The 11,245-nt window shown below is 68.4% G+C and carries 12 protein-coding genes and 2 tRNA genes; 9 read left to right on the top strand and 5 right to left on the bottom strand.

The window, feature by feature from the left end; all coding sequences use genetic code 11:
• The first annotated feature begins 18 nt into the window (after window positions 1-18).
• The 3 genes from IE325_RS18300 to IE325_RS18290 all read left to right on the top strand — a co-directional run bounded on the left by IE325_RS18300 (window position 19) and on the right by IE325_RS18290 (window position 1,786).
• The gene (locus IE325_RS18300) at window positions 19-777 is read left to right on the top strand and encodes a DUF3566 domain-containing protein (RefSeq protein ID WP_190071013.1); all 759 of its coding nucleotides are present in this window, start codon (window positions 19-21) and stop codon (window positions 775-777) included.
• 111 nt (window positions 778-888) lie between these two features.
• A tRNA-Ile gene (locus tag IE325_RS18295) sits at window positions 889-965 on the top strand.
• Between the two features lie 77 nt (window positions 966-1,042).
• Window positions 1,043-1,786, top strand: a complete 744-nt coding sequence (locus IE325_RS18290; protein ID WP_190071012.1) for an AAA family ATPase — start codon at window positions 1,043-1,045, stop codon at window positions 1,784-1,786.
• A gap of 130 nt (window positions 1,787-1,916) precedes the next feature.
• Here IE325_RS18290 and IE325_RS18285 read toward each other — a convergent pair whose 3' ends face one another.
• Window positions 1,917-2,294 (bottom strand): DUF6344 domain-containing protein, encoded by a 378-nt coding sequence (locus tag IE325_RS18285; protein WP_190071011.1) that lies wholly within the window; start codon window positions 2,292-2,294, stop codon window positions 1,917-1,919.
• Window positions 2,295-2,632: 338 nt separating this feature from the next.
• Here IE325_RS18285 and IE325_RS18280 point away from each other — a divergent pair, with 338 nt between their 5' ends.
• Together IE325_RS18280 and IE325_RS18275 are read left to right on the top strand one after the other, a co-directional pair.
• The gene (locus tag IE325_RS18280; RefSeq protein ID WP_003999697.1) at window positions 2,633-2,761 is read left to right on the top strand and encodes a DLW-39 family protein; all 129 of its coding nucleotides are present in this window, start codon (window positions 2,633-2,635) and stop codon (window positions 2,759-2,761) included.
• Between the two features lie 236 nt (window positions 2,762-2,997).
• Window positions 2,998-4,350: a hypothetical protein gene (locus IE325_RS18275; RefSeq protein ID WP_373315187.1), complete on the top strand. Its 1,353-nt coding sequence runs from the start codon at window positions 2,998-3,000 to the stop codon at window positions 4,348-4,350.
• Between the two features lie 94 nt (window positions 4,351-4,444).
• On the opposite strand, the gene IE325_RS18270 is transcribed toward IE325_RS18275, so the two are convergent.
• Window positions 4,445-6,094, bottom strand: a complete 1,650-nt coding sequence (locus IE325_RS18270) for a serine/threonine-protein kinase (RefSeq protein WP_190071009.1) — start codon at window positions 6,092-6,094, stop codon at window positions 4,445-4,447.
• Window positions 6,095-6,270: 176 nt separating this feature from the next.
• On the bottom strand, window positions 6,271-6,819 hold the full coding sequence (locus IE325_RS18265) for a helix-turn-helix domain-containing protein (protein WP_190071008.1): 549 nt from the start codon (window positions 6,817-6,819) through the stop codon (window positions 6,271-6,273).
• A gap of 183 nt (window positions 6,820-7,002) precedes the next feature.
• On the opposite strand from IE325_RS18265, the gene IE325_RS18260 reads away from it, so the two are divergent.
• Window positions 7,003-7,075 (top strand) — tRNA-Ala (locus IE325_RS18260).
• A gap of 175 nt (window positions 7,076-7,250) precedes the next feature.
• Here the strand turns inward: IE325_RS18260 and IE325_RS18255 are convergent.
• A complete protein-coding gene (locus tag IE325_RS18255; protein ID WP_190071007.1) occupies window positions 7,251-7,964 on the bottom strand; it encodes a DUF5324 family protein in 714 nt (237 codons plus the stop codon).
• Between the two features lie 326 nt (window positions 7,965-8,290).
• Between IE325_RS18255 and IE325_RS18250 the strand changes: the two genes are divergently transcribed.
• On the top strand, window positions 8,291-8,824 hold the full coding sequence (locus tag IE325_RS18250) for a peptidylprolyl isomerase (protein WP_190071006.1): 534 nt from the start codon (window positions 8,291-8,293) through the stop codon (window positions 8,822-8,824).
• 103 nt (window positions 8,825-8,927) lie between these two features.
• Window positions 8,928-9,758 carry a rhomboid family intramembrane serine protease gene (locus IE325_RS18245; protein ID WP_190071005.1) on the top strand — a complete coding sequence of 277 codons (831 nt, stop codon included), beginning with the start codon at window positions 8,928-8,930 and terminating at the stop codon, window positions 9,756-9,758.
• A gap of 290 nt (window positions 9,759-10,048) precedes the next feature.
• Here the strand turns inward: IE325_RS18245 and crgA are convergent, their stop codons facing one another.
• Window positions 10,049-10,303, bottom strand: a complete 255-nt coding sequence (gene crgA / locus IE325_RS18240; RefSeq protein WP_190071004.1) for a cell division protein CrgA — start codon at window positions 10,301-10,303, stop codon at window positions 10,049-10,051.
• A 142-nt stretch (window positions 10,304-10,445) separates the two neighbouring features.
• Here crgA and IE325_RS18235 point away from each other — a divergent pair, with 142 nt between their 5' ends.
• Entirely contained in the window at window positions 10,446-11,222 is a 777-nt protein-coding gene (locus IE325_RS18235; RefSeq protein ID WP_190071003.1) for a DUF881 domain-containing protein, read from the top strand.
• Window positions 11,223-11,245 lie beyond the last annotated feature (23 nt).

The following is an 11,245-nucleotide window of genomic DNA, read 5'->3' as shown; positions in this document are numbered from 1 at the left end:
CACGAGGAGAGAGTCATCGTGAGCGGAGCCACGGGCGCCGGATCGTCCGGTACCTCGACCGGTTCTACGGCCGGTTCGCAGACGGACGGCGGTGGCCGTGGCTCCGCCACGCCCGCGACGGATCCGCACACCACCCAGCTGAAAGCGATCAAGTCGCCGGCGAAGGGCACTTCCTCGCCCGACGCACCCGGATCCCAGGGGGGAACCGTGACCCAGCAGTACGCGGCCGGCGCGGGCGCTCAGCCGCAGCCCCAGCCCGCGGGCACCCCGGCGGCGCCGGCCTCCCCGCTGCCCGGGGAGCGCCAGCAGCAGGCCGCCGGGCCCTACCACCCGCCGCAGGCCTACCAGACGCCCGCTCCGGGCAGCGCGGTACGCCGGCCCCGCACAGGGGCGCGTACGACCCCGCGCACCCGCAAGGCGCGGCTGCGCGTGGCCAAGGCCGATCCGTGGTCGGTGATGAAGGTCAGCTTCCTGCTCTCCATCGCGCTGGGCATCTGCACGATCGTCGCGTCGGCTGTGCTGTGGATGGTCATGGACGCGATGGGTGTCTTCTCGACGGTCGGCGGCACCATCTCCGAGGCGACCGGCTCGAACGAGTCGAACGGCTTTGACCTGCAGTCGTTCCTGTCGCTGCCGCATGTGCTGATGTTCACATCGATCATCGCGGTCATCGACGTCGTCCTCGCGACGGCGCTGGCGACACTCGGCGCGTTCATCTACAACCTCTCCGCCGGTTTCGTGGGCGGCGTCGAGCTGACGCTCGCGGAGGACGAGTGACCTGCCGCTAAACCGCGGCTGACGGTCCTCCGACAACCGATTTTGGGACTGCCCCGGTCGTGCGCTAATCTTCAGGAGTCAGCGCGCGGGACACATACCGCAGAGCGCGGCGGGGCTATAGCTCAGTTGGTTAGAGCGCATCCCTGATAAGGATGAGGCCACAGGTTCAAATCCTGTTAGCCCCACCAGCGAAAAGACCCCCAGTCCACAGGGCTGGGGGTCTTTCACATGTCCGGCTGTCAGTGCCGGATGAGAGCCTGACGGCATGATCGTCGAACGGGCATACGCGCATGCCACCGAGGGAGAGCGCGCGGAAGGCGGCCAGTGGCCGTGGTCGGTGCCGTGTGTGCGGCAGCTGCTGGACGACGGCCTGAGATTCACCGCGCCGGTCACATTCCTGGTGGGGGAGAACGGCTCGGGCAAGTCGACCCTGGTCGAGGCGCTGGCGGAGGGCTTCGGCCTGGACTCCTGGGGCGGCTCCGCGGGCTACAAGTACGGGACTTGGCGGGAGCCGTCGGCCCTGGGCGGGCGCATACGGTTCGAGGCGACGGCAGCCGGCCGCCGCATGCTGCGCGGGCCTCGGACGCGCCGCAGAGGATTCTTCCTGCGGGCGGAGACGGCGCTGGACGCGCTGGGCCGGGAGCAGAAGACGGGAAGGCTGTCCGGGGCCGCGGAGGAGATGAGCCACGGCGAGGGCTTTCTGATGGCCTTCCGGGAGCGGTTTCAGGAGCCTGGGCTGTACGTGCTGGACGAGCCCGAGGCCGCGCTGTCCTTCGCTTCCTGTCTTCAACTGGTGGGGCTGCTGCATGAACTGGGGCGCTCTGGCGCACAGATCGTCTGCGCGACGCACTCACCTGTGCTGACGGCGCTGCCGGGCGCCGAGATCATCGAGGTGGGTGACCACGGAATGCGTCCCGCCGACTGGCGGGATCTGGAACTCGTCGATCATTGGCGGCGGTACCTCAACGACCCGTGGGCCTATCTCCGGCACATCGTCGAGCCGGGATGAGGCGGGGGTGGCGTCGGGGCGGAGCACGCCGTACTGCTGAAGGGGCTGTCGTCATGAGCGGTGCCGTGTACGCAAGCTCGCTGTGACGGCGGGTGGAACAGAAGGGCTACAGCCGGGGGCGGGCCCGGGTTCAGCGTTGATGCGGGACGAGTGGCCGGTCCGGAGCGTCTTCCTCGGCGCATTCGCGGGTGGTCGACGCGGACGCTGCGGCTTCCGTCTCCGTGAGCGGCCGGTGTCTGCAGCTGGGGGTCTTTCCGTGCGCCTCGGCGCGGATGCGCTGCTTCATCGTGGGGGGCAGGGCTCTGGCGTAGGACCAGGCCCAGTGGGGCATCGCCGGCACCGGCAGCTCGGCGCTGCGGTTGTTGTCGTCGCCGTCGGTCCTGCGGCTCGTCTCGGTGTGCGCTACGGCCGCGGCGGCGGTGTTGGTGACGAACCCGAGCGCCGTGCACAGCGCGAGGAATGCGGTGACGATGGCGGTCCACAGGTTCATGACCTTGTTCCTGGTCATGGCCCCTCACTTTCAGGTTGGGCGATTTGCGTACTTTCCTCATGATGTGTATAGGGGCTGCGAAGTCATGGACCGACGCCCGTGGCGCGTCGATCTTCAGATGAACTGCACTCGAATGGGTGCAGGAAGCTTGGTAAGTGAGGAAAGCCGAGAAAAGGGGCGAATGGTCACCGTCTGTCGGGGTGTGATCACCCTCCGATCGGAGCGGTGGCGTCCGGTTCTACTGGGTTGCGCCGGACGGCAGTTGAGCACCCGACGCAGGTCACCGATTGATATCGACCGGTGTGTATAGTCGGGCGCCAGAGGTCCCCTACGTCAAGGAAAGACGAGGTCGCGCGGTGAAGAAGCTTCTCCTGGTCGCACTGGCCGCCATCGGCGGGCTCCTCGTGTACCGCCAGATCCAGGCGGATCGCGCCGAGCAGGATCTGTGGACGGAGGCGACTGACTCCGTGCCCACGGGTTCGTGAGCCACGACATCGGATTGCACACAGACCCCGGCCGCCCGAGCGGCCGGGGTTTTGTGTACCCCTCCGCCCACGGAACGACGCCCCTTCGAGTTGCGGAAGCCGTGCGCAGACCTTAGAACGCAGACCTCGGAGCCGGGCGTTTCGGACGGCCGTACGGAATGCGAGGGTGACGCACGGCCGCGCTGGGCAGGATGGGCGACGGCCCATGGTCCGACGGCGACGAGGAGTGGCGCGTGATGAGGCGGCGGCGTACGGCGCGATGGCGTCCCGCGAGGACGCGACGCGGCCCTTGGAGCCCCCACTCCCCGGCACGCCTGCGCGTGGCCGTCGCAGCGGCGCTGCTGCTGTGCACGACGGCTGCCCTGCCGGACGTTCCCGCGCTCGCCGCCGGAAAACCCGCCCCCTACGCCTTCGCCCCCGACGCCCGGCCCGTCACGGGCGCGCCCAGTGCCGCGGCCGCCGAACCCCTCACACCGGGCGCGACATACAAAAGCTCCCTGCCCGGCGAAGGAGAGGTCCACTACCGCCTGGACCTCGACGACGCCTCCGACGCCTACGTCTCCGTGACCGCCGTCCCGCCACCCGACAGCACCGTCCAGGCGCGCGACGGCATCGACGTGTCCGTACGGGACGCCACTGGCCGCCCCTGCTCCCAGGACAACGAGATCTTCGGCGCCGGCCACAGCCCGCGCCCGATCGGGGCATGGGGAGCGCGCGAGATCTCTCCGGACCAGTCCCGCTGCAGGAGCGCCGGCGCCTACGACGTGATCGTCGAGCGGGTCACCACGGCGGACTCCACACCGGACACCTGGGTCCTGGAACTCTTCGTCACCTCCGAACCGCCCCGGAGGCAGACCGGCGCCACCAGCGCCCCCGAGACCTGGGACTCCGCCTCCCCCACACTCCCCTCCGGCGAAAGCCAGCGGCGTCAAGGCGGCTCCGGATTCGCCTCCGCCGCACCTGTCGGAGAGGGCGTGTGGACCACCGACGTCCAGCCCGGGCGCACACTCTTCTACAAGGTGCCGCTCGACTGGGGCCGCCAGCTGTACGCCACCGCCGAGCTCGGCACCTCGAGCGGCGCGGGCGGCTCCGCAGCGGGCGCCCTCAACCTCGCCCTCTACAACCCCGCACGAGCCCTCGTCGACGACGCGAGCGCCAACTACAACGGCACCCGGAAGCCCGCCGCACTGGACCCCCTGCCACCCGTCGCCTACGAGAACCGCTACGCCGCGCTCGACCGGCTCAGCGCGATGCGGTTCGCCGGCTCCTACTACCTCGTGGTGCACCTCTCGGCCGCAGTCGCCGAGAGCTACGGGAACGGGCCGTTCGAACTGACGCTGCGCGTGCGCGTGGGCGGCACCGCGCAGGCCGGTCCCGCGTATGCGGGGGAGTCCGAGCCGGCGGGCGTGTTCGAGGTCGACGCGGGGGACCGGGAGGCCGCTGCGGTGGGGGGAGCCGGAGGCGGCGGTGACGGCGGGGACGCTGCGATGACCCTGCTCGCGGTGGGGGGCATCGGGGCGGGGACGCTGGTACTGGTGGTGCTGGGGGTGTGGATGGTGGTGGCCCGGCGGAGGGTTGGCGTCGGGTAGGGCCCGGGTCTGGGGGCGGGCTCCGGTTTGGGCCGACGATCGGAACCGGGCCGGAGGACGGACCCTGCCGACGGCAATCCGACCGTCTCGGCGCTCAGATCTGCGCCAGCGCCCAGAAGCCCACCGCGTAGCAGACCAGCGCCAGCAGCAGGAGCGGCACCGCGACCTTGGCCGGAGGGCCGGGGCGGCGCGCGACGCTGCGAGCCGCACGTCGGGTGGCCCGGTGGCCCCCGCGGCGGCGTGACTGCGGAATTGGGGGCGCCGAAGGCGGAACCTGCGGGCTCTGAGCGGTGTACGAAGCAGTAGAGGTGTCGACGTGCTGGTGCTGCGCCGGCGTCGTCGGAGGCTGAGTCGGGTACTGCGGTGCGGGTGATTGGGGGGAGGACAGGACATGCGTGGCGTCGTAGGGAGAGGCCTGGGGCTGTGGCCGAGGAGTGTGAGCCAGCGGGGAGGAGCCCGTGTGCTGGGACAGCGGCAGGTGGAAGCTGCCGGTGTCCGACATGGGGAACTGGCCGTTGCTGTCGCCGGGCCGCGGGGTGCCCGTCTGCGGGGCGGCGGGTGGCGTGTACTCGGACGACGGGCTGGGGCCTGGAGCCGGAGTCGGCTCCGCCATGCCCTGACGTGGATCGTTGGATACGGCGCCCGACGGCACGGACCCGGTATCGCTCCGCGCAGGACGGTCGCCGACCGACGCCGAGCCGGTGCCTGCCAGGGCGGAACCGGCACCCGCAGCAGCGGAGCCCCTGCCCGCCTCGACAGAGTCCCTGCCTCCCTCGACGGAGCCCATGCCCGCCGATACGGAGCCTGTACCGGCCGATACCGACCCGGTCCCTGCAATCCCCCCGTCAACCCCCGGCGCCCGCTTGAGCGGCCCGCTCGCCGCGAACCCCGCTGGAAGCGGACCGAGTTGGTCGAAGATCTCGATCAGCTCGTCGTCCAGGCCCGGTTCCGGCAGAAGCTCCGCGGCCGAGGCAAGAGCCTTGCGCGCCCCCGTCGCCGTGCGGAACCGCCCATGCGGATCCGGCTGCAACAGCGAGGCCACGACCTGCCACAGCGGTTCCGGCATGCCCTTGGGCGCACCGGGAGTTCCATGCTCGGTGAAGTACTGGACGAGCGCCTTGGTGTCAGGCTTGGCCCCCTCCAGCAGATACAGCGCGACCAGCCCCACGGCGAACAGATCGGCCGGGAAGTCCGGTTCCGCACCCATGAGTTGCTCGGGTGCGAGATAACCCGGCGTTCCCACCACGAGGTTGGTCTCGGTCAGACGGGGCTCACCGAGCCGCATCGCGATGCCGAAGTCGGACAGCCGCAGCCGCGGCCGGCCCGTGCCGGTGGCTTCGAGGAGCAGGTTGGCGGGCTTGATGTCCCGATGGACGACGCCCTCCGCGTGCACCGCGGCCAACCCCGCGAGGAGCTGATCGAGAAGGGTGCAGACGAACGAGGGCGGCAGAGGGCCGTAATCCCCGATGAGATGGACCAGCGAACCGCCGGCGACCAGATCCATGGTGAACAGGACCTTGTCATCGTCGGCGGCCCAGCTGGCCGGCGCGAGCACATGCGGGTGATCGATCCGCAGGGCCTGCTCGCGGACGAACCGCAGCAGCGAATGGGCGTCACTCTGCTGCAGCACCTTGGCCGCCACATACCGACGACGCCGATGATCCCAGGCACGCCAGACCGCGCCGACGCCTCCACGCCCGATCGGATCGACCAGTTCGTACCGCCCGGCGAAGACCTCACCCATGGTTGTGCGCCGCTCCTCCCCCTCCGCTTACCCCCCTTGCTTCCCCCACGACGAGCGATACGACTCCCCCTCGCTGACCGTCCTTCGAGGACTCCCCCGGCACGACCCCTCGTGCCCGCCCAGGACGTGAACCGTCGGCCCGGCTGCCGAACCCCCTCGACCACCGGGCCTCGGCGTCAGTTCTGGTGGGACTGGTAATGCGCGACCGCGTCCGAGGTGCGGCCGGCGCCGTACACCCGGAGGAACTCTGCCAGTTCGGGATGGCTGGGGGCGAGAGTGTCCGCGGCATCGATGATGTCGCCCGCGGCCGCCACCGAGCGCAGCAGCGACTGGATCTCACGGACCACCCGCTTGACCGTCGGCGCACCCGAACTGTTCGTCGTATGCGTGGTGTTGCTCAGCACCGAACCCCCTTGCGACTTCTTGATCTCCTCCATGCGCTCGGTGGCCTCGGCCGCACTCACGCTGCCGTCCGCGACCTGCCCCGCCAAGTCCTGCAGCAACTGCACCCGCTGGACCACGGCAGGATTGCCGATCTTCGCCCGCTGCCCGCTCATCAGCTGCGACAGCATCGGTGCGGACAATCCCAGTACCCCCGCGAGACGAGCCTGGTTGAGACCAAGATCGTCGATGAGCTTACGGAAGAGCGTCCCCAGCGGCTCCCCGTACCAGTTCCGCTGCAGATCCCGCGCTCTTGCGGTGGCTTCCTGCTGTGCGGCGTCCATTGCGTCTCCCCATCGCTTCCCCAGAACCGCGGTTCGCTGTAGCGAACCACGCCGAGCATCTTACGGAGAGTGGTCGTTTACCGGGACCCCCAATCCTTTTGCGGGATCCGGGGGGCGACCGGGTACTCTGGTCTGGGCGCCCGCCGGGGTGGGGTTTCACTTCCGGTCGGACGTTCCGTTTCAGGGGCCTTAGCTCAGTTGGTAGAGCGCTGTCTTTGCATGGCAGATGTCAGGGGTTCGACTCCCCTAGGCTCCACCCCAGGTCAGACGCCCTCCGGGACTCATTCCCGGAGGGCGCTTCCATGATCAGCCTCAGTTTTCGCAGCGGCCCACCCACCGCTGTTCCACGTGAAACATCGCTGTGGGGCGGAAGACCTCAAGTCTTCCGCCCCACAGCACAGTTCGACCTCCCGGACGGCGCGGGCCTCACATCACTGACCCTCGTCGCGCCGCGCGGCCTCCTCCTCCGCCTCTTTCGCCTGGACCTCAGGATCCAGGTCCGACTTGCCACTGCCGTCGACCGAAGTCAGACGACCCGACTCGGGCACCTCCGTCGCAGCCGGCGGCTCCACCAGCCAGTCCGGATTGGCCTGCTTGTCCCACCACTTCCACGCGGCGAAAGCACCCCCCGCCAGGACACCGAACACCGCCAGCACCTTCACGACACGACCAGCCCTGGCGCGACGCTCATGCTTACGGACCAGCCTCTCGATCTCCCTGGGCGAGACCTGCCCACGCAGCGCCGCCAGCGCAGCCACACCACGTGCCGTGGCCTCGTCCCTCATGGGCCCGGCCGCGGCCACCGCCTGCTCGATCCTCGGCCGGGAATAGTCAGCGGCCTGACGAGCCGCCTTGCGCGTACGGACCGCGGCCTCCTGAGCGGCCAGGTCGACCTTTGGCGGCACATGCGAACGTGCCTGCTCCAGATACGGCGCCACATGCGCCCCATACTGAAGACGGGCCTGGGCACGGGCCTGCTCGGTGGCCTGCGACACCACCGGCGCCAGCCGTACGCGTGCCTCATGCGCATACTGCGCGGCCCTGTCCTTGGCGGTGTCGGCGTAGGGCGCCACCACTTCCGCGGCGTGCAGCACGCTGTCCTTCGCCGAGCCGGTCGCGGCGCGCACGCTGTCAATGCGGGTCACGGGATCCTCCTCCTCGGTGGCGTACGGTAATTCGACTTTCCACCCTTTTACGGATCATGCCTGCCGCAGCGCTCCGCGGCATGTGTGGGCGGGCATATGGGTGCCGAATAACTTGATCAAACCCAATAGCGGACCAATGCGGTTCAACGGTGGCTTGTCGTCGACAATGCCACGGTTCGCCGCCACGCGCCCCCGCCACGGACCCACTCACCCACTTTTCTGGCAGAGAAGCGCCCGGTTGCATGCCGGTGAACGAGTGCCGGGCGACGGAACCCGCCGTCCATGCGAGGATCGGGGGGTCACAGGAAGACAACGGAAGGCAGATCGTGGCTGAGCAGCTTTACGCCACCCTGAAGACCAACCACGGCGACATCGAGGTCCGGCTCCTCCCGAACCACGCGCCGATCACGGTCAAGAACTTCGTCGAGCTCGCACAGGGCGAGCGTGAGTGGACGAACCCCGCCACCGGAGAGAAGTCCACGGCCAAGCTCTACGACGGCACGGTCTTCCACCGGGTCATCAGCGGCTTCATGATCCAGGGCGGAGACCCGCTGGGCAACGGCACCGGTGGCCCCGGCTACCAGTTCGCAGACGAGTTCCACCCGGACCTCGCCTTCGACAAGCCGTACCTGCTGGCCATGGCCAACGCCGGCCCCGGCACCAACGGCTCGCAGTTCTTCATCACGGTCGCCCCCACGACCTGGCTGAACCGCAAGCACACCATCTTCGGCGAGGTCACCGACGCGGCCAGCCAGAAGGTCATCGACGGCATCGCGACCGCGCAGACCAACCCGCGCACCGACCGCCCCGTCAACGACGTAGTCATCGAGTCGGTCGTCGTCGAGACCCGCGAAGGCTGAGTCCGACACCTCCCCCAGGGAACCAATCGCCCCGCTCGTCCGTAAGGATGAGCGGGGCGATGTATGAGGACGTGCATCGCGCAAAACGACCTAGGGGAACCCCATGGACCAGCCGGCAGGCAGCCCGCAGGACGCCCAGAGCCTGCCCAGCTGCTACCGCCACCCGGACCGCGAGACCGGCATCCGCTGCACCCGCTGCGAGCGACCCATCTGCCCCGAATGCATGGTCAGCGCCTCCGTCGGCTTCCAATGCCCCGACTGCGTCCGCGGCGGCACCATCACCGCCGACCCCCGCCTGCTCACCAAGATCCTCATCGGGATCAACCTCGCCGTCTTCATCGCCGTAAAGACCAGCACCTCACTGCTGAACGACCTGGTCCTCCTCGGCAGCTGGCCCCCCGCCCCCTTCAACCCCACCGAAGGCGTCGCCGAAGGCGAATATTGGCGACTGATCACCTCGATGTTCACCCACGAGGCCATCTTCCACATCGCCTTCAACATGCTCAGCCTCTGGTGGCTCGGCGGCCCCCTCGAAGCCGCCCTCGGCCGCGCCCGCTACCTCGCGCTCTACTTCTGCTCAGGCCTCGCCGGCAGCGCCCTCACCTACCTGCTCGCCGCCCCCAACACAGCCTCCCTCGGAGCCTCCGGCGCCATCTTCGGCCTCTTCGGCGCCACCGCGGTCCTCATGCGCCGACTCCAGTACGACATGCGGCCGATCATCGCCCTGCTGGTGATCAACCTCATCCTCACCTTCGGCTGGAGCAACATCGCCTGGCAGGCACACATCGGCGGCCTGGTCGCCGGCGTCATCATCGGCTACGCCATGGTCCACGCCCCACGGGAACGCCGGACGCTGGTGCAGTACGGCACATGCGCCCTGGTGCTGGCCGTGGTCGTCCTGATCACCGTGCTGAGGACGGTCCAGCTCACCTGAGCAGGCCCTTCATCCACCTGAGCCCCCCTGTTGTCCACAGCGTGTGGCGGATCTTGTGCGCGCTGTGCAGAAACAACTGTGCCCCCTGTCATCGACCAGCGTTTCTGCAGGTCAGACAGGGGGCGAACAGGTTTTCGATCGCTTGCTTCGGACCGGTAGTTCCGTCACACCGGCGTCAACACTCGATGGGTTATCCACAGATCGTCGTTCTTTTTCCCCACTGTGGAAAACGGCTGTGGATAACTCAGCGGATAGCCCTGGGCAGAGCTACGTTCACCGTGAGGTGGCCGCTACTTCCACTGGGTCGAGACGCCGAACCCGGCCGCGATGAAGCCGAAGCCCACCACGATGTTCCAGTTGCCCAGCGCGTCGATGGGCAGCGAACCATCGGTCACATAGAAGACGACGATCCAGGCCAAGCCGATGATGAACATGGCCAGCATCACGGGCGCGACCCAGGCGCGGCTGGTCAGCTTGATGGCGGTCGCCTGCTTCGACGACGGCGGCGTGTAGTCGGCCTTCTTGCGGATACGTGACTTCGGCACGAGGGTCTCTCCTGTCGATGCGCTGCGTGGCCGCGCAGGGAACTGTGGCTGGCTCCGGAGCAGCGTACAAGGGGACTCCGATTGCTCCCCCGGGCGTCCGTTAGCGTAGTGCTTCCGCGGCGCCGAAGGAGATAAGGGTACGTTGAGCAATTCTGCCGACTCTCCCCGCACGGGATCCAGTCCTGTCCGCGGCCGATTCCGCCCGGTGCGGGTGCTGACCGCGGCTGTGTTCGCGCTGGCGGGGCTGATTTTCTTCACGAGCTTCAATACGGCCAAGGGCACCGATATCCGTACGGATGCCTCGTTGCTGAAGCTTTCGGACCTGATCCATGAGCGCAGTCGTGAGAACGGTGGGCTCAATGAGTCCAACGCGGCCCTGCGAGACGATGTGGAGGCGCTCGCCGAGCGGGACGACGGCAGTACGAAGGCCGAGGACGACAAGCTGGCAGCGCTGGAGGAGAGGGCGGGGACGCAGAAGCTGACGGGTGAGGCGATCACTGTCACGTTGAATGACGCTCCGCCGGACGCGACTGCCAAGCTGCCGGGTTATCCCGAGCCGCAGCCGGACTACCTGGTGATCCACCAGCAGGATCTTCAGGCTGTGGTCAATGCGCTGTGGCAGAGCGGTGCCAAGGGCATCAAGGTGATGGATCAGCGGTTGATCTCGACCAGTGCCGTGCGCTGCGTGGGCAACACGTTGATTCTTCAGGGCCGGGTGTACTCGCCGCCGTACAAGATCACGGCTGTGGGTGATCCGGGGAAGATGCAGCAGGCTCTCGCGGCTTCGTCGGCGATTCAGAACTACATGGTGTACGTCAATGTGTACGGGCTCGGCTGGAAAGTGACCGAGGACGGGACGGTGACTCTGCCGGGTTACTCGGGCACAGTGGATCTGCGGTACGCCAAGCCCGTGGAGTGAGTCCCAGCCTCTCTGGAGCTGCC

This window comes from Streptomyces lanatus (genome assembly GCF_014655715.1).
Classification (GTDB): domain Bacteria; phylum Actinomycetota; class Actinomycetes; order Streptomycetales; family Streptomycetaceae; genus Streptomyces; species Streptomyces lanatus.
Note: the sequence above shows the minus strand (reverse complement) of the source record. Positions and strands in the feature narration are given on the sequence as shown.

What these genes read in the sequence shown, in the direction of transcription:
- IE325_RS18265 (WP_190071008.1), bottom strand. Translation starts at nt 6,819, where the DNA reads ATGGACGCCGCACAGCAGGAAGCCACCGCAAGAGCGCGGGATCTGCAG.
- IE325_RS18275 (WP_373315187.1), top strand. Translation starts at nt 2,998, where the DNA reads ATGAGGCGGCGGCGTACGGCGCGATGGCGTCCCGCGAGGACGCGACGC.
- IE325_RS18290 (WP_190071012.1), top strand. Translation starts at nt 1,043, where the DNA reads ATGATCGTCGAACGGGCATACGCGCATGCCACCGAGGGAGAGCGCGCG.
- IE325_RS18245 (WP_190071005.1), top strand. Translation starts at nt 8,928, where the DNA reads ATGGACCAGCCGGCAGGCAGCCCGCAGGACGCCCAGAGCCTGCCCAGC.
- IE325_RS18270 (WP_190071009.1), bottom strand. Translation starts at nt 6,094, where the DNA reads ATGGGTGAGGTCTTCGCCGGGCGGTACGAACTGGTCGATCCGATCGGG.
- IE325_RS18285 (WP_190071011.1), bottom strand. Translation starts at nt 2,294, where the DNA reads ATGACCAGGAACAAGGTCATGAACCTGTGGACCGCCATCGTCACCGCA.